The organism is Mesorhizobium sp. 113-1-2 (assembly GCF_016756475.1).
Lineage (GTDB): Bacteria > Pseudomonadota > Alphaproteobacteria > Rhizobiales > Rhizobiaceae > Mesorhizobium > Mesorhizobium loti_C.
Map to the genome: position 1 here is coordinate 6,947,202 of NZ_AP023242.1, position 16,077 is coordinate 6,963,278.

The 16,077-nt window shown below is 64.9% G+C and carries 18 protein-coding genes; 15 read left to right on the forward strand and 3 right to left on the reverse strand.

Going from position 1 to position 16,077, the window contains the following annotated elements:
* The first annotated feature begins 92 nt into the window (after positions 1 to 92).
* The 11 genes from JN279_RS33515 to JN279_RS33565 all read left to right on the forward strand — a co-directional run bounded on the left by JN279_RS33515 (position 93) and on the right by JN279_RS33565 (position 9,905).
* Complete coding sequence (locus JN279_RS33515; protein WP_096454452.1) at positions 93 to 926, forward strand: hypothetical protein; 834 nt, start codon at positions 93 to 95, stop codon at positions 924 to 926.
* Entirely contained in the window at positions 923 to 1,957 is a 1,035-nt protein-coding gene (locus tag JN279_RS33520) for a DUF4438 domain-containing protein (RefSeq protein ID WP_202351333.1), read from the forward strand. Before JN279_RS33515 ends, JN279_RS33520 begins: the two co-directional genes overlap by 4 nt.
* A 50-nt stretch (positions 1,958 to 2,007) precedes the next feature.
* Positions 2,008 to 2,706, forward strand: a complete 699-nt coding sequence (locus JN279_RS33525; RefSeq protein ID WP_096454448.1) for a hypothetical protein — start codon at positions 2,008 to 2,010, stop codon at positions 2,704 to 2,706.
* 17 nt (positions 2,707 to 2,723) lie between these two features.
* On the forward strand, positions 2,724 to 3,080 hold the full coding sequence (locus JN279_RS33530; RefSeq protein WP_096454446.1) for a hypothetical protein: 357 nt from the start codon (positions 2,724 to 2,726) through the stop codon (positions 3,078 to 3,080).
* Positions 3,077 to 3,892, forward strand: a complete 816-nt coding sequence (locus JN279_RS33535) for a trypsin-like serine peptidase (protein ID WP_096454444.1) — start codon at positions 3,077 to 3,079, stop codon at positions 3,890 to 3,892. The genes JN279_RS33530 and JN279_RS33535 overlap by 4 nt, the downstream gene beginning before the upstream one ends.
* A 183-nt stretch (positions 3,893 to 4,075) precedes the next feature.
* Entirely contained in the window at positions 4,076 to 4,585 is a 510-nt protein-coding gene (locus tag JN279_RS33540; protein WP_096454442.1) for a helix-turn-helix transcriptional regulator, read from the forward strand.
* A gap of 306 nt (positions 4,586 to 4,891) precedes the next feature.
* Complete coding sequence (locus JN279_RS33545; RefSeq protein WP_096454440.1) at positions 4,892 to 5,824, forward strand: MurR/RpiR family transcriptional regulator; 933 nt, start codon at positions 4,892 to 4,894, stop codon at positions 5,822 to 5,824.
* Between the two features lies 1 nt (position 5,825).
* Positions 5,826 to 6,488, forward strand: coding sequence for a cysteine hydrolase family protein (locus JN279_RS33550; RefSeq protein ID WP_096454438.1), 663 nt, complete (start codon positions 5,826 to 5,828; stop codon positions 6,486 to 6,488).
* On the forward strand, positions 6,485 to 7,807 hold the full coding sequence (locus JN279_RS33555) for a glutamine synthetase (protein ID WP_202351334.1): 1,323 nt from the start codon (positions 6,485 to 6,487) through the stop codon (positions 7,805 to 7,807). Before JN279_RS33550 ends, JN279_RS33555 begins: the two co-directional genes overlap by 4 nt.
* Entirely contained in the window at positions 7,807 to 8,592 is a 786-nt protein-coding gene (locus JN279_RS33560) for an N-formylglutamate amidohydrolase (protein WP_202351335.1), read from the forward strand. The genes JN279_RS33555 and JN279_RS33560 overlap by 1 nt, the downstream gene beginning before the upstream one ends.
* A complete protein-coding gene (locus JN279_RS33565) occupies positions 8,589 to 9,905 on the forward strand; it encodes an aspartate aminotransferase family protein (protein WP_202351336.1) in 1,317 nt (438 codons plus the stop codon). Before JN279_RS33560 ends, JN279_RS33565 begins: the two co-directional genes overlap by 4 nt.
* A 121-nt stretch (positions 9,906 to 10,026) precedes the next feature.
* Here the strand turns inward: JN279_RS33565 and JN279_RS33570 are convergent, their stop codons facing one another.
* Entirely contained in the window at positions 10,027 to 11,466 is a 1,440-nt protein-coding gene (locus tag JN279_RS33570) for an FAD-binding oxidoreductase (protein ID WP_202351337.1), read from the reverse strand.
* Positions 11,467 to 11,654: 188 nt separating this feature from the next.
* Between JN279_RS33570 and JN279_RS33575 the strand changes: the two genes are divergently transcribed.
* Together JN279_RS33575 and JN279_RS33580 are read left to right on the forward strand one after the other, a co-directional pair.
* Positions 11,655 to 12,131 (forward strand): carboxymuconolactone decarboxylase family protein, encoded by a 477-nt coding sequence (locus tag JN279_RS33575; RefSeq protein WP_095198044.1) that lies wholly within the window; start codon positions 11,655 to 11,657, stop codon positions 12,129 to 12,131.
* Positions 12,131 to 12,988, forward strand: a complete 858-nt coding sequence (locus JN279_RS33580) for a sigma-70 family RNA polymerase sigma factor (protein WP_202351338.1) — start codon at positions 12,131 to 12,133, stop codon at positions 12,986 to 12,988. Before JN279_RS33575 ends, JN279_RS33580 begins: the two co-directional genes overlap by 1 nt.
* A gap of 13 nt (positions 12,989 to 13,001) precedes the next feature.
* Here the strand turns inward: JN279_RS33580 and uxuA are convergent, their stop codons facing one another.
* A complete protein-coding gene (uxuA, locus tag JN279_RS33585; RefSeq protein WP_202351339.1) occupies positions 13,002 to 14,186 on the reverse strand; it encodes a mannonate dehydratase in 1,185 nt (394 codons plus the stop codon).
* A gap of 103 nt (positions 14,187 to 14,289) precedes the next feature.
* Here uxuA and JN279_RS33590 point away from each other — a divergent pair, with 103 nt between their 5' ends.
* Positions 14,290 to 15,075: an SDR family NAD(P)-dependent oxidoreductase gene (locus JN279_RS33590; RefSeq protein WP_096454426.1), complete on the forward strand. Its 786-nt coding sequence runs from the start codon at positions 14,290 to 14,292 to the stop codon at positions 15,073 to 15,075.
* Between the two features lie 35 nt (positions 15,076 to 15,110).
* On the opposite strand, the gene JN279_RS33595 is transcribed toward JN279_RS33590, so the two are convergent.
* Positions 15,111 to 15,725 carry an alpha-ketoglutarate-dependent dioxygenase AlkB gene (locus JN279_RS33595; protein WP_202351340.1) on the reverse strand — a complete coding sequence of 205 codons (615 nt, stop codon included), beginning with the start codon at positions 15,723 to 15,725 and terminating at the stop codon, positions 15,111 to 15,113.
* A gap of 136 nt (positions 15,726 to 15,861) precedes the next feature.
* On the opposite strand from JN279_RS33595, the gene JN279_RS33600 reads away from it, so the two are divergent.
* Positions 15,862 to 16,062 (forward strand): KTSC domain-containing protein, encoded by a 201-nt coding sequence (locus JN279_RS33600; RefSeq protein ID WP_096454422.1) that lies wholly within the window; start codon positions 15,862 to 15,864, stop codon positions 16,060 to 16,062.
* Positions 16,063 to 16,077: the final 15 nt, after the last annotated feature.

Genomic DNA, 16,077 nt, shown 5'->3' on the forward strand with positions numbered 1-16,077 from the left:
AGCTCCAAAGCTTTGTTTCTAGGCAATTCCAGTGGGAAAGCCGCGTCACGCTTTTCCAGGAATTGCTCTAGGCAGTCTGAAGGTTGTCAGTGATGGACCACCATCTGGCTCTTCCCGGGCGCTTTTCGCCAAAGCCGCCGAACATCGTCATCGACGCGCCGCTGGCGCTGTCGCCGATGGGATTGCTGGTGACGGTGACGCTGTCGCAATCGGCGCGGGTGTGGCTGCCGCGCGGCTTCTACACCTTGCTCGACAATGACGAATATTACCGCCACCGGCCGGACCAGATGGGCGGCGGCTGGCTCCGTCCCGATGTCAGGGACGCCACATTGCGGGAACTGGTGCTGGAACTCGAACCATGGCGGCGGGCCTGGCAGAACGGCCGGCTGTCGTCGCGCGTGCACTGGATCGGCGACGCACAGTATGAGAGTGCGCTGCCAGAACGCGAGGGAACGGCCCTGCTGCCGCGTTTCGAAGGCTGCTGCGCCGCGCTCGAAGCGCGGCTTGGCGATCTGGCCGGCACCGCCGCGCCACTGGATGAATGCGCCCGCGATGTGATCGCGCTGTCCGCCGCCCTTCAGCCCGAGAGCACCTATATCCTCACCAGCGCTGGCGCCGCCGGCGCGCTCCCGCCGCTATGTGATTATCTCGGACGGCTGGCGTTTCCAGTCACGCGCCATCCTGGCGCCATCCAGGGCTGGTCCGGTGCGGCGTTCTGGCCGGCCGCGGCCCCAATAGCCGCCAGCGGCCGCAGTGCCGCGATCATCCAGGTGATCGCCCCGGTCATCCTGGCGCTGCCGGACGGCTGGAGCGAAACCGACTGGGCGCTGGAGGATCCTGCCGACCACGACGAGACGCCGGACGATCCCTGGCGCAATGCCTGCGCGCTCTGGTACGAACTGGCCCCTGCGGAGGCTGCGGCATGAAACCGCCCCTCATCCTTCCGGTCCACGGCTTGCGCACCAACGCGCGCGACCTGGTCATGATCAGCGTCGCGGGACAGGTGGCCTCGCCGACCGAAAGGGGGACGCCATGGCGTATCGGCTATGATGGCAGGCCACGCTCGCTGCCGGGCACTGGCGGCATCGTGCTCAACCATCGCGTGGGTGACCCCTGCGTCGGGCTGGCCGGCGACCATGTCGAACCGGCGGTGTCGATCCGCAACGAGGCGCGCGCCGCGGGCGGCAACCCCGATGCCGCCAACCAGGCGCTGCAAAGCTATTCCTGTATCGGCAATCACGCCATCGTCACCACGGGCCGCGCCGCCGGTGCACGCGGCGTGGTGACCGGCAAGCATGGCGGCGTTGATACGGTGCTGATCGACTTTCCGCTGCCGGCGATGCGGCAGATGGCGATCGGTGACCGCATCCAGGTCTGGGCCTATGGCCTTGGCCTGCGCCTGACAGATTATCCCGACGTCGCGATCTGGAACTGCTCGCCGCGGCTGCTTGCCCGCTGGCGGCCGGTCGAGCGCAACGGCCGGATCCACGTCAAGGTGACACACCGCATTCCGGCCCGCGTCATGGGCTCGGGGCTGGGCCGCAACAATGTGCTGCGCGGCGACTACGACATCCAGATGTCGGATCCTGGCATGGTGCGGCGCTACAAGCTCGGCTCGCTGCGGTTCGGCGACATCGTCGGGATCATGGACGCAGACAACCGTTTTGGCCGGTCACGGCTGGGCGGGCATGTTTCGGTGGGCGTGGTCGTGCACTCGGACAGCACCGTCGCCGGCCACGGCCCGGGCGTTGTCTCGCTGCTTTCGGCTCCGGCCTCGGTGCTTCAGCTGGAGCTCAGCCCCGACGCCAATATCGCGCGCTATCTCGACATCAGGCCCCCGCGGCCGGCGCGGCTGTCCTTTCCGTTGCCGACGGTCGAACAGCGGGAGAGGACAGTGGCGAGGCTGCGCCGGCGGGCCACGGCATCGGACGCAACAGTCAACGCTGGTCCGGGGTGACGCCGTACCGGCGCACCGTGTTGAAACAGGGTACGAGGAAGGGAGCCGGCATGTCATATCTCGACGAACAACTCGACGCGCTGGTCGACGAGGCAGCGCAAATAGTGCCCCACCGCCGGCTATGCGGCTGCGCGCGCTGCCGCCAGCAGCAGGGCTTTCGCGCCGTCGAGGTCCGGCGCCGGCATTTTCCAAGCGGCGGTTGCGGTTGCGGTTGCGGTGGCGACGCCTCTTTCGACGAGGCGACCGTGCGGCGTGCGCCACGGCCGGCGCGCCGCCAGACATCGGTGCGGGCGCGCGGTTCGCAACTGCCGGGCTGGCGCGGCTGGACCCCGCCGGTGTCGCTCGCGGCCATCGACGCGGCGCGCACCGCTGCCAGCCGGGGCGGCCAGGTCGATGCGTTGTTGCGGCCATTCCTGGCACCGGGGCCGCAGGTCTATCGCATCACCCGCGCCGGCATAGACCGCAACCGTCCGCTGAGCATCGGCATGACCAAGGGAACCAATTCCATCGCACAGCGGATCATCGAACATTACCGGCAGCCGAGCCGCGCCGACCCGAGGGTCAACGCCGCGATCCGCAATTTGCAGCCGGGCCAGATTCTGGTCCAGGCGGCCCGGCTCACCCGCCAGGCCATGCATCCGCGCCGGGCCAGGAACTATGAGGGCTGGCTGCAGGACCGGGAGCGCCCGCTGCTCTACGACCCCAACAGCACGACATTCGACGAAGCGGCACTGATGTACGACAACTGAACCCGAAGGAGGCCCCGATGCACGGGCAAGTCGCACCGCATTCAAGGTCGGTATGGGCCGATCTGGACGCAATCGTTCTGCAAGAGGTCAAGGCGCTGCGGTCGCCGCCGCACCGCCAGACGGAGGTGCCTTTCCGGTCCGACGAGGAGTTCATGGATCGGGCCATGGCCTATCTCGAGAGCCGTGGCGAAGAGGCCCACCTGCTGGTCGACCGCCTGCGCGGCATGCTCGGCGCGGCGGCAACCGATGAGACGGATCCCGTCGAGGCGCCACAGGAGCCGGCGGGCGGGGCCGGGATCGACGATGTGTCGTCGCCGGACGTGACGCCGCGGGATGTCGTGCCGCCGCAGGCCGAACACGGGCAAGACACATGACGCTGTTTTCGCCCACGCCCTTCGAACTCGACCGTCTGGCCGACGAGGCGGACTATGCCGTGGTCGGGCCGACCGATGGCCGCGCCAGGGTCACGCATACCAACCGCTTTCCGCACAGCGCCGTCTGCCATATCGAGCGCGACTTCGGCGACGGCAGGCTGACCGGCTGCACGGCATTCCTGATTTCGCCGACGCGACTGCTGACGGCCGCACATTGCATCACCAGCCCGATCCGCAAGCGCCTCGGCCTGCCCAATCTGGCGGTGCGCATCCGCGTCACACCAGGCCGCGCGTCTCGCGAGGCGCGGCCGTTCGGCTGGCAATGGGCGAAGCGATGGCATGTCAATCCGCCCTATCGCCGGCGACCGTCGGCGCTGCACGATGTCGGGCTGATCGAACTCGAACGGCCGTTTTCGCCAGCGCCCGGCTTCTTCCGGCTGTGGTCGCCCAACCGCCAAGACCTCGAACGGCTGCGCAGTTCGCGCCTGCTGCACATTTCGGGCTATCCGGCCGACAAACCCGATGGCACGCAATGGGAGCATGCCGAGCGTCTCGACCGGATCACCGAACGACAGCTTTTCTACAGCGTCGATACCTGTCCGGGACATAGCGGCGCGCCTGTATGGATCCAGCGTCAGCAGGCCGGCCCACCGGTGGTGATCGCGGTTCACACTGCCGGTCCGCGCCCGCATTCGGGCGGCGCCTGGGGCTGCCGGCCGGGTGTACCGTTGGCGCCGGCCGGACTGTTCAACCGAGGCGTCAGGCTTACCCCAGATCTTTTGCGCTCGATCCGCGCCGGATTCGGGCGCTGAAAGGTGAAAATTGGCGACCCGATGATGATTTTTGGAATGCTAATATTTCGGAAGGTGTTATAGTCAAGGCCATCTATGCAGCTTTCATACTGGTTGCGCCGGGGGTTCGGCGGCGTAGCAGTTTTGTTGGTGCGCCAGGGCTTGTGATTGTACTGAGTTTCCTGCCAACTGGGGCGTTCGACCATGGTTGCACGTGCCGAGAATTTGCAGAGACTTTCCGACTTCGCTGACGAGATTTCCGCCGCGCGGAAAAGCTCTTCGCCAGGCGAAGAATGCGAGCGCGACACGGCCACGTCGAGCTTTGTCGTCAACGGCCATTCGCTGGTCGCCATCCGTCATCTCGACGAGGACGATCGCGGCGGGCCGAGCGGCCATGGCGCTCAGCGGCCGGTTGGCCGCATCGTATGTGCCGGCACGCACTATCTGATCTATGATGCAGTCTATGTCCCTGATGCTGCTACAGATCTGCCGCTGTCGGCCGCCGATCTGCTGACCCGGCGCGAACTGCAGATCGCGCTGCTGATCGCCGACGGCAAGCTCGACAAGGAGATTGCACGGCAGCTCGGCATCAGCAGCTACACGGTGCGCGAACACATCAGGCGCATCTTCGCCAAGCTGAATATCGGCCGGCGCTCGGCTATCGCATCCTGTGTGCTGGCAGGTCGGGCGGACTTCCGCCATGACGTGCGATAGGGTTAGTCGAAGCGGCTTTCGAGGGATCGGCACTAAGCAGCAGGTCGCCGGCTCTTCCGGGTCGGCCGGAATGTCGAACTCCCCGCAAAGGCCGGTCGACTCTTCACCTGATTCCTGAAATAGCGCAGCGCCGAAAGTCCTCAATCGCGCTGTTGCCGATCAACGCCGTGCCGGGGCGCCGGCTGGCTGCTTTCCGACACAATAAAGCAGCGATCGGTCAATGTAATAATCTCTTCATTGTTGACAAAATTCTAAATTTCTGTAACAAACTCCACAAATAAGAGGCCGTGGAATTCGGGGAGGCCAATGGCGATACGCGATGTTCTGATGCGCGGGGATCTGGCGCTGACGCCGTCGGAAGAGAAGATCGTCCGGCTGCTTTTGACGGACTATCCGACCTCAGGCCTCGGCACCGCCTCTTCGCTCGCGCGGCGCGCCGGCGTCAGCGATCCGACCGTGGTCCGCCTGGTCGTCAAGCTCGGCTATGAAGGCTTTCCGGATTTCCAGTCCAAGCTGCTGGCCGAGGTCGAGGCCAGGCTGCATTCGCCTCTGTTGATGATGGAGGCCAAGCGGCAAAGCGGCTCCAGCGACAGCGCCGTGCTCACCTATCTCGATTCCGTCACCGCGGCGCTGCAGAAAGCCACCGCCGCGACGCCGGTACAGACCTACGAGCGGGCAGCCCGCCTGCTGATGGAGGCCAAGGGCGAGATCGTGCTGGTCGGCGGCCGGTTCAGCCGCCACATCGCCGGCATGCTGGCCGGATATCTCGGGCAGTTCCGCTCCGGAGTCCGCGATCTCGGCGTGCTTTCTCCTCAGACATTCGACACGCTGGCCGACCTCGGCCGCCGCGATGTGCTGGTCGTCTTCGACTATCGCCGCTACCAGCTCGACGTGATGGCCTATGCAAGCCAGGCGGCGGCGTCCGACGTGCGCATTCTGCTTTTCACCGACCAATGGCTGTCGCCGATATCCGATCTCGCCGAAGTCACCATCGTCAGCCCGCTGGAAGTCGCCTCGCCCTACGACACGCTGGCGCCGGCGATCGCACAGATGGAAGCGCTTACCGCGCATATCGTTTCGACGCTGGGCGACGACGCCCGGGCGCGCATCGAGAGGATCGAGAAGGTGCGGCACGCCAATGCGGTAACGCTCGACAGCGATCCGCAGTCGAACGGCAAGCGCCAGACATCCGAACCGCGCAAGACACCCGGACCGAAATCAGCAAAGCAGGACGACTAGCATGACCCAAACCTTACCGAAGCGGGCCTTACCCAAGCGAGACGAAGCCTTTCGTGCCGGCGAGACGGCACTGCTGCTCGTCGACATGCAGCGCATCTGGCTGGAGCCGGGCGCCGATCCCTCGCATCCAGAGCGCGGCCCCGACCATTATTTCTACCGGCAGACATCCTCGCAGACGATCCCCAACCAGGAACGTCTGCTGGCGGCGGCGCGGGCCAATGGTGTGGAAGTGCTGCACACCATCATCCAGAGCCTGACCGAAGATGGGCGCGACCGCTCGCTCGACCACAAGCTGACACCGATCCATGTCGCGCCGAGTCTCCCCGAAGGCCTGCCGGTGGCGTCGCTGGCACCTGTCGGCGACGAGATCATGCTGCCGAAGACCTCTTCCGGCATCTTCAACTCGACCAATGTCGACTACCTCCTGAAGAACCTCGGCATCCGCTACCTCGTCGTGGTCGGCGTGCTCACCGACCAGTGCGTCGACATGACGGTGCGCGACGGCGCCGACCGCGGCTACCTCGTCACCTGCGTATCGGACGCCTGCGCCACCATCACCCAGGAGCGCCACGACATCGCGCTCAAGGCCTTCGGCGGCTATTGCTGGGTTGCCGACACCGACACCGTCGTCGACCGTTTCAACGCGCTGGGAAAAACTGCATGACATCGACCGTCGAGCCCCTCGTTGCCGTCGTCACAACGGATCTCTGCGCCATCACGCGGGGCCGTTTCGTTGTCGAAAGCAGATTGCAGAAAACCGCCACGACCGGTGTCGGCTGGCTGCAGGCCAATCTGTCGATGACACCGTTCAATTCGATCGTCGTTCCCAATCCCTGGGGCTCGTCGGGCGATCTGCGGCTGATCCCCGACCTCAAGGCGCGCTTCCGCACCGAACGCACCGGATCGGCAACGCCCTTCGACATGGTGGCCGGCGACATCGTCGAGCTCGACGGCAGCCCGTGGCTCGGCTGCACGCGGACCATGCTCAGGGATGCGCTGGCGGAGCTGAAGGCCGCAACCGGGCTTTCCGTCATCGCCGCCTTCGAGCATGAATTCCACATTGCCGACGGCAGTTTCGCGCCGGCGCATTCGATGTCCTTCGCCGCGCTGCGCCGCACCGATCCGTTCGCTCCCAATCTGATGGCGGCGCTGGAGGAGGCAGGCGTCGGACCCGAAGTGGTGATCGCCGAATTCGGCGACGAGCAGTTCGAAGTGACGCATGAGCCGGCCGACGCACTCACGGCCGCCGACCGCGCCGTCGCCATCCGCGAAATCACGCGTGAAGTGGCGCGCAATGCCGGCTGGCGCGCGAGCTTCGCGCCCAAGACCGCGCCCAATGCCGTCGGCAACGGCGTCCACATCCATTTCAGCTTCGTCGACGCGGCCGGCAAGCCGGTGACATACGATGCGGCGCAACCTGGTGGCCTGTCCGCCAAGGCCGGAGCCTTCTGTGCCGGCGTGCTGCGCCATCTGCCGGCGATCACCGCCATGACGGCGTCGAGCGTGTCGTCCTTCTACCGGCTGAAGCCGCATAGCTGGAGTTCGTCCTACACCTGGCTCGCCGACCGCGACCGCGAAGCGTCCTTGCGTATCTGCCCGACGGTGACGATCGGCGGACGCGATCCGGCACGGCAGTACAATGTCGAATTCCGGGCGGCCGACGCCACCGGCAATCCCTATCTGTCGCTGGCAGCGATTATCCGCGCCGGGCTGGAAGGGCTGAAGGCGGAGCTACCATCACCGCCGCTGGTCACCGGCGACCCGACGCTGATGAGCGAGGCGGAACGGGCGAAGCTCGGTCTGGTGCGGCTGCCGGAGACCTTGCCGGCGGCGCTGGACGCGCTTCTCGCCGACAAGATCGTCACCGGATGGTTCGCGCCAATCTTCATCGAGACCTTCGTCGGCCTGAAGCAGCATGAGGCCGAGCGGCTGGCCGGCCTCGATCCGGCTGCCATCTGCGATCTCTACCGGACGCTTTATTGATGACTGCGCAGACTGAAAAAGACCTGCTCCCTCAAAAAGATTGGCCCGACGCCGTCGAGGTTCTCAATGAGCATGGCCGCTCGGATATCGTCCTGTTGTGCGAGCATGCCTCCAACCACATACCGGTCGAGTATCGGCGGCTCGGTCTCGATGCCAGCCATCTGCAGCGCCACATCGCCTGGGATATCGGCGCCGCGGAGGTGACGCGGCTGTTGTCGGCACGGCTCGATGCAGCGGCCTTCCTCAGCGGCTATTCGCGGCTGCTGATCGACCTCAACCGGCCACTCGGCACCTCCGGCAGCATTCCGGTCCTATCGGAAGACACCGACATTCCCGGCAATGTCGGCATCGATGCCGTGGAACGGGACCGGCGCGCGAGAATCATGTTTTCGCCGTTCCATGACCAGGTCGCCGAACATCTCGATCGCCGCGAGGCCGAAGGCAGGCCGACGCGGATCGTGACGATCCACTCCTTCACGCCGGTCTTCCTGAGTGTTGCCAGGCCATGGCATGCGGGCGTGCTGCACGGGCATGCGGCCGATCTCGCCGAAGCGATCCTGTTGGGCCTGCGCACGGACGCGACGCTCAACGTCGCGGCCAACGTGCCCTATGTGATCAGTCGCGACGCCGATTATGCCGTGCCCGTCCATGGCGACGACCGCGGCATCCCCGCCGTCCTCGTCGAGATCCGGCAGGACCTGCTGGCGAACCGGTCCGGCATCGAGGAATGGGCGAACCGGCTGGCGGCGGCACTGCCCGCACATGAGACGGAGACGGTTTCGTGAGCAATCTCAGCCTGCGCGAGCGCGACGCCGTGACCATCGCGCAGATCGGCAAGCTGCGCTTCTCGCCGCTCAGCGTCGTCGGCGGCCGGGGCAACCGGCTTATCGAGGAAGGCGGCCGCTCGCTGCTCGACCTGTCGGGATCGGCCGGCCCGGCAGTGCTCGGCTACGGCCATCCGGCCATCGTCGAAGCGGTCGAAGCCTCGATCCGCGACATGGCGGGCGCCAGCCTGCTGCTCTATCCGAACGAGCCGGCGGTATCGCTGGCCGAACGGTTGCTGGCAATCACCCCTGGAGACGGCGAACGGCGTGTCTGGTTCGGCCATTCCGGCTCTGACGCCAATGATTGCGCGGTGCGCGTGCTGCAGGCAGCCACCGGCCGGTCGCGCTTCATCTCCTTTATCGGCTCCTATCACGGTAACCTTTCGGGCTCGATGGGCATCAGCGGGCACACCGCCATGACGCATACGCTGCCGCGGCCTGGCGTGGTGCTGTTGCCCTACCCCGATCCGTTCCGCCCGACCTTTAGCGGCGAGCAGGTGCTCGCCCTGCTCGACTACCAGTTCGAGACCACCTGCCCGCCGCATCAGGTCGCGGCCGTGTTTATCGAGCCGCTGATGTCGGATGGCGGGCTGATCGTGCCGCCACCAGGGTTCCTCAAGGCGCTGCAGGAGCGTTGCCGCAAACACGGCATCAAGATCGTGCTCGACGAGGTCAAGGTCGGGCTCGCCCGCAGCGGCATGATGCACTGCTTCCAGCACGAAGGGCTGACGCCGGACCTCGTCGTCTTCGGCAAGGGCATTGGCGGCGGGCTGCCGCTGTCGGCCGTGATCGGGCCGAAGACGATCATGGATCATGCGCCGGCCTTCGCCTTGCAGACCACCGCCGGCAATCCGGTGGCGGCATCGGCCGGCAATGCGGTGCTGAAGACGATCGAGAGCGAAGGCCTGGTCGAACGTTCGGCGCGGATCGGCAAACTCTTTTCCGATGCGCTGCGGACGCTCGGCGAAAAACACGAGATCATCGGCGACGTACGCGGGCGCGGGCTCGCCATTGGTGTCGACCTGGTCAAAGACCGCGCGACGCGCGAGCCCGTGCCTGCCACGACCACGGCCAAGATCATCTATCGCGGCTACGAACTGGGGGCTGCCTTCACCTATGTCGGGCTGAAGGCCAATGTGCTCGAATTCATGCCGCCGCTGACGTTGACCGAAGACGAAGTGGCCGAGGGCGTGGCGATCGTCGACCAGGCCATCGCCGATGTGAGTGCTGGCAAGGTCTCGGATGTGGATGTCGCGTCGTTCATGATGTGGTGATGGGAACAGGGCCAGGCGCCCCACGCGGTGGCAGCCCCTGTGAAGTGAGCCGCGGAAGAGTACGCGAAAGCCCGCGCCCATGGCGGAGGCGCGGGCTTTTTGTCACTGTAATGCGGGCTCTTCAGGCGGCGCGCTGGCTTTGTTTGGGCCGTAGATTCTGGTTCATGCGGAACAGGTTCAGCGGGTCATAGCGCTGCTTGATCTCCAGAAGCCGCTGGTAATTGCCGCCATAGGCCGCTTCGACCCGGTCAACCTCGTCCTCAGGCATGAAGTTCACATAGGCGGTGCCGGCAGCATAGGGTTTGGCCGCCTCATAGAGGCTGCGCGCCCAACCGATGCAGGCCCTGTCCATTGCCGGTTCGCGCCAGCGGGCATGGACATTCATGACGAAGTGCGAACTGCGCTGTGGAAACGCCGTTGCGTTCTGCTCCACACGGCCCGCCGCACCGCCGACGTGGCCGATGAATATCTCGCATTCCCGGCCAGGAAGCTCACGTATCGCTTCGGTGACGATCTCAACTGCCCTGTCGGGAAGCTGGGTGAAGTCATGGCTCTTCCAGTAGTTGCGGGCGCCGGGGGTGAGCAATGGGTCGAATGCCTGCTGCCAGCCGGTGAACGGGTTGGGGCCGACGACATCGGCAATCGGCGAGCCGATGGCGCGAAGCTTCTTCGTCGCCTTTTCACCTGCCTGGAGATCGCCGCAATAGCACATGGCCAGCACCAGAACATCCTTGCCATGCCACTCGGCCGGCAGGAAAGGCAGCGGCGGCGCTTGCCGCATGACCACCCAACAGGTCAGTTCGTCGGGAGCCGTTTCGAGCGCCTTGCGATACTCCTCCAGCACCTTCTCGGCATCGGCGAAAGGATGGACGACAAGCCCCGACAGAACCTGCGGACCCATCTGGTGGAGTTGAAACTCGAATGCCGTGACAATGCCGAAATTACCGCCGCCGCCACGCAACGCCCAGAACAGGTCCGGATTTTCCGTCTGGCTGGCGCGCAGCAATTTGCCGTCGGCGGTGACCACATCGGCGGAGACAAGATTGTCGATGGTCAGGCCGAATTTGCGGGTGATCCAGCCAAAGCCGCCGCCCAGGGTCAGGCCTGATATGCCGGTGGTCGAATTGATGCCGGTCGGCACCGCCAGCCCAAAGGCTTGCGTTTCGCGGTCGACATCGGCAAGCGTAGCGCCGGGTCCGACCCATGCCCGCCGTGCGGCGGGATCAACCCGCACCGACTTCATCGGCGACAGATCGATCATCAGACCGCCATCGCAGACGGCGCTGCCGGCAATGTTATGGCCGCCGCCGCGCACGGAGACGAGAAGCCTGTTTTCCCTGGCGAAATTCACGGCACGAATGACGTCGGAGGCGCCGACGCAACACACAATCAGCCCGGGTCGCCGGTCGACCGTGGCATTCCACACGGTGCGGGCTTCGTTGTAAGCGACGTCCCCCTGCTGAAGCAGTGTGCCGCGCAATTGTGCCGAAAGCGCTTCTATTGCTGCGGCGTCGACCGTCGTCTTGCCGCGATCAAGCGTGGTGAGGCTCATGGTGTTCATGGTTTCCTCCCGATTTGCTGATGAGCCGTTCTCCTTCAAACGCCTTCAATTCTGCTCTTATATTAGATGTCGCGCAAGTTGGAGCAGCTGACGGGAACGGCGCATGGCGGACAAAAATCCTGGCGTGCATGTCACACCAGCAAGCCCTCACTCGTCATGGGATCGGCACCAACAGAAGGAAGCCAACCATGACCGCAAAAATCGACCTCTTCGCCGCCGCCCCTTCGCTGATGAAGAACTGGCAGCGTTCCTCGATCGAGCTCTCCGCCGCCGCCAGCCTCGAGCACAGCCTCACCGAACTGGTGAAACTGCGTGCCTCGCAGATCAATGGCTGCGCCAACTGCATCAATCTCCACGCTACCGAAGCGCGCGAGAACGGTGAGACGGAGCAGCGTATCTATCTGCTACCGGCCTGGCGCGAGGCGCCCTGCTACAGCGATCGTGAACGCGCGGCCCTTGCCTGGACCGAGGCACTGACCCGGCTTTCGGAAGACACCGGCCGTGCAGGCGCCTATGAAGAGCTGAAGGCGCATTTCACGGAGGAGGAGCAGATCAAGCTCACCTTGACGATCAACATCATCAACGCCTGGAACCGCATCGCCGTCGGTTTCGGCCTGTATGCCGACCCGGCCGCCGTGAAGGCCGCCCGGGTGGCCGCGGCCTGATGACGAGCTCAGCGCCCGACGATGCGGTAGCAGGCTTCGGCCCGCTGCGGCACAAGCTCATGCGCGTCGCCTACCGCATGCTGGGCTCGGTGTCGGACGCCGAGGACGCCGTGCAGGAGGCCTTCATCCGCTGGATGAAGGCCGACCGCGCCGCGGTGCGCGAGCCCGAGGCATTCCTGCGCCGCACGGTGACGCGGCTCTGTCTCGATCAGCTCAAATCCGCGCGGCGCCAGCGCGAGACCTATGTCGGCCCCTGGCTTCCCGATCCCTTGGTGGAAGAGGACGAGGTGGAAGACGTCACCTTGCCGCTTATGCTGGTGCTGGAACGCCTGTCTCCGCTCGAACGGGCGGCCTTTCTGCTGCACGATGTGTTCGGGCTCGGGTTCGACGAGGTCGCGGCCGCCATCGAGCGCGACCCGGCGGCCTGCCGGCAACTGGCGGCCCGGGCGCGCGGCCATGTCCGCGAGGCGCGGCCTCGCTTCACGGTGGAAAGGCAACGCGGCCTGGAGCTTGCCGAGGCCTTTTTCGCGGCCTCGCGCAGCGGTGACATGAAGGCGCTTGGGACCATGTTGACGACCGATGTCATCGCCCATGCCGACGGTGGCGGCAATCGTCCTGCAGCCACGCAACCGGCCCTCGGTTTCGATGCCGTGATGGCGCAGTACGAGCGCGTGGCGGCCTGGTTGCGCACGCATGCTTCGAAACTTGTCCGCCTCGGTTTCATCAACGGATTGCCGGGGTTCGTCACCCTGGAAGCCGATGGCGAGTTCCAGACCACCGCACTCGACATCGAGAACGGCAAGATCGCGGCCATCTACGTCGTGCGAAACCCCGACAAGCTTAGGCACCTGCATTGAGGTGCCTGGCTCATCAGGCCAACCCGAACTTCTCCACGGCGCGCATGATGCCACGCAATTCAGCGAGGCCTTTCAGCCGGCCGATCAGCGAGTAGCCGGGATTGATCTTCTTCTTGCCGATGTCGTCGGCGAGCAGGTGGCCGTGGTCCGGCCGCATCGGGATGCGCCAGTCGGCACGGCCCTCCTTGCGGCGGCGCGCCTCCTCCTGCATCAGAGCCAGGATCACATGCGCCATGTCCGTGCCGCCTTCGAGATGCTCGGCTTCGTAGAACGAGCCATCCTCCTCGATGGTGATGTTGCGCAAATGGACGAAATGGATGCGGTCGGCGAATTCCTTGACCATGGCGACAATGTCGTTGTCGGCGCGCGTGCCGTAGGAGCCGGTGCAGAAGGTCAGCCCATTGGCCGGGCTGTCGACGGCGTTGAGGATGAAACGCGCGTCCTGCGCGGTCGAAACGACGCGTGGCAGGCCATAGAGCGAAAAGGGCGGGTCGTCGGGATGGATGCACATGCGCACCCCTTCCTCTTGCGCCACCGGAATGATCTCGCGCAGGAACCAGGCGAGGTTGTCGCGCAACTCCTTCGGCCCGATCCCGTCATACTCGGCCAAAGCCTCGCGAAAACTGTCGCGGTCATACTTGCGCTCGGTCGCCGGCAGGCCGGCGATGAGGTTGCGCTCGATCTGGTCGACCTGCTCTGACGTCAACGCCTTCAGCCGCTTCTCGGCTTCGGCGATCCGTGCCGGCGTATAGCTGGCCGCGCCATCCTTGCGCTGCAGCAGGAAAAGATCATAGGCGGCAAAGTCGATGGCGTCGAAACGCAAGGCATAGCCGGTTGTCGGCAGGCGATACATGAGGTCGGTGCGGGTCCAGTCCACCACCGGCATGAAATTATAGCAGATCGTCTTGATGCCGGCCTTGGCGAGCGTGCGGATGCTGTCGCGATAGTAGCCGGCATAGCGCTCGCGTTCCGGCGCGCCGATCTTGAAGGAATTGTGGACCGGGATGCTCTCGACCACCGACCATGTCAGGCCGGCGGCCTCGATGATCCGCTTGCGCTCGAGCACATCGGCTTCGGGCCAGGCCCTGCCATCGTAGATGTGGTGAAGCGCTGAAACCACGCCGGTGGCGCCAGCCTGCCTGACATGATCGAGTGTCACCGGATCATCGGGACCATACCAGCGCCAGCACTGTTCCATTACCGCTTTCCTTTTTGCGAGAGACCGGCAACCTATTGTTTGACACCGATGAGTGTCAAACTCAGAACCACGTTTTTTGATGGCGCATGAAGGAGCTCCCGCGATGAAGGATTTCGACGGCAAGGTGGCATTGGTGACGGGAACGACCGGCATCGCGCTCGCCACCGCCAGACGGCTGGCGCAGGGAGGTGCGGCGATCATCGCCTGCGGCATCGACCGGGCCGCCAATGCCGCCATGCAGGAAAGCCTTGCCAAGGCCGGAGCGAGTGCGCTGGTGCAAACGGTCGACGTGTCCGTTTCCGATCAGGTGCGTGACGCGGTCGCAGCCGGCGTCGCGAGATTCGGCGGCATCGACGTCATCGTCAATTCCGCGGCGGTCCATCCCTACGGAACCGCGACGACGACCGATTGGGAAACCTGGAATCGGGCGATGACGGTCAATGTCGGCTCGATCTACCTGACCGCCCATTTCGGCATTCCGGAAATGATCAAGCGCGGCGGCGGCGCCATCGTCAATGTCGCTTCGGTGCAAGGCTTCGCCTGCCAGCAGAATGTCGCCGCCTACGCCACGACCAAAGGCGCGATCCATACGCTGACGCGTTCACTTGCGCTCGACTATGCGGCATCAGGCATCCGAGTGAATTCGGTCAGCCCAGGCTCGATCCGCACGCCAATCCTCGAGAAGGCCGCGCGCGGCGACAGTGGCAGCGATGCCGATGTCGAAGAGGCCTACAGGCGCTTCGGCGCGGCCCATCCGCTTGGCCGCATCGGCGAGCCGGAGGAGGTGGCGGAACTCATCGCATTCCTGTGCTCGTCCAAGGCCGGCTTCTGCACTGGCGCCGACTACAAGATAGATGGCGGCCTGACCGCCGGTATCGGCGTGAAATAACCAGATCGGCGTGGCCTTCATCGCCAGCAGGACGCTCAGGGCATTTGAGACCGCAATGTCCGCAAGGTAATCGAATAGCGGTGCTCGGCAAGCGGCGGGATGCTGTGCTCCCATTCGCTGCGCGAAGGACCAGTCATGAGATAGGCTGATCCTGGCTCGACGGCGATGGTCCGGCGCTCCCATCTGTCACCGTTCTGTCGCCGCAGCCGAAAGCTGCAGGGCGCCAGCAGCGAAACGCCGGCGACGTCTTCGAAATGCGGCTTGTCGCGATGCCAGCCGATACCGGCGCCCGGCCGGTATTCATTGATCAGCACCTGCGCGAAAGCCTCTATCGGCCGGCGCGCAAAGGCCGCGACCTGCTCGCGCACAGGCAGCAGGAAATCAGGGATCGGCGCCGCCTCGACGACTTCACGTCGGTCATAATCGTAGCGCAGGCCAAACCCGACGACGCGCCGGTTTGCCAGATGCCCGTGGAAATCGAACGCCTGGAACGGCAGTCTCTCAAGATGCCGCGCAAGCTCCGTCTCTTCCTGCGGCGTGATCAATCCGGCCTGGTAGGCGAAACCTTCGGGCAGCTCTGCGACATCACCAAAGAGATCGTGCTGGAATGCGGGAGTGTGGCCCGTGGCTTTCGATTTGAGTGACGACATCCCGCCTAGATGGTGAGGGCCGGACCGCAAGGCAATACGGAACCGCGCTTCCATGCGTCATAGACCGTGCGGTGGCAATGGCAGGGAACCGGACCATGGTTAGCGAATTTATCTGGCTGAGCAGCCAGGTGCCACTATGCCGTCGACCGCGATCCGAAACACACAATACGATCCCACGACCAGGACGCTCTCCGTCTGGTTCGTGCCGAGCGGCAATCGCTATGACTATGCGGACGTTGCCCCGGCAACTTATGCGGCTTTCAAGAAGGCCGCCTCGAAAGGCCGCTTCTTCAATGAATTCATCCGCGATCGCTACAGCTACCGTCGCGTGGCATGACACTGAGGGTTGTTT

Coding starts and splice junctions, on each gene's coding strand:
- JN279_RS33515 (WP_096454452.1), top strand. CDS start 93: ATGGACCACCATCTGGCTCTTCCCGGGCGCTTTTCGCCAAAGCCGCCG.
- JN279_RS33520 (WP_202351333.1), top strand. CDS start 923: ATGAAACCGCCCCTCATCCTTCCGGTCCACGGCTTGCGCACCAACGCG.
- JN279_RS33525 (WP_096454448.1), top strand. CDS start 2,008: ATGTCATATCTCGACGAACAACTCGACGCGCTGGTCGACGAGGCAGCG.
- JN279_RS33530 (WP_096454446.1), top strand. CDS start 2,724: ATGCACGGGCAAGTCGCACCGCATTCAAGGTCGGTATGGGCCGATCTG.
- JN279_RS33535 (WP_096454444.1), top strand. CDS start 3,077: ATGACGCTGTTTTCGCCCACGCCCTTCGAACTCGACCGTCTGGCCGAC.
- JN279_RS33540 (WP_096454442.1), top strand. CDS start 4,076: ATGGTTGCACGTGCCGAGAATTTGCAGAGACTTTCCGACTTCGCTGAC.
- JN279_RS33545 (WP_096454440.1), top strand. CDS start 4,892: ATGGCGATACGCGATGTTCTGATGCGCGGGGATCTGGCGCTGACGCCG.
- JN279_RS33550 (WP_096454438.1), top strand. CDS start 5,826: ATGACCCAAACCTTACCGAAGCGGGCCTTACCCAAGCGAGACGAAGCC.
- JN279_RS33555 (WP_202351334.1), top strand. CDS start 6,485: ATGACATCGACCGTCGAGCCCCTCGTTGCCGTCGTCACAACGGATCTC.
- JN279_RS33560 (WP_202351335.1), top strand. CDS start 7,807: ATGACTGCGCAGACTGAAAAAGACCTGCTCCCTCAAAAAGATTGGCCC.
- JN279_RS33570 (WP_202351337.1), bottom strand. CDS start 11,466: ATGAACACCATGAGCCTCACCACGCTTGATCGCGGCAAGACGACGGTC.
- JN279_RS33575 (WP_095198044.1), top strand. CDS start 11,655: ATGACCGCAAAAATCGACCTCTTCGCCGCCGCCCCTTCGCTGATGAAG.
- JN279_RS33580 (WP_202351338.1), top strand. CDS start 12,131: ATGACGAGCTCAGCGCCCGACGATGCGGTAGCAGGCTTCGGCCCGCTG.
- uxuA (WP_202351339.1), bottom strand. CDS start 14,186: ATGGAACAGTGCTGGCGCTGGTATGGTCCCGATGATCCGGTGACACTC.
- JN279_RS33590 (WP_096454426.1), top strand. CDS start 14,290: ATGAAGGATTTCGACGGCAAGGTGGCATTGGTGACGGGAACGACCGGC.
- JN279_RS33595 (WP_202351340.1), bottom strand. CDS start 15,725: ATGTCGTCACTCAAATCGAAAGCCACGGGCCACACTCCCGCATTCCAG.
- JN279_RS33600 (WP_096454422.1), top strand. CDS start 15,862: ATGCCGTCGACCGCGATCCGAAACACACAATACGATCCCACGACCAGG.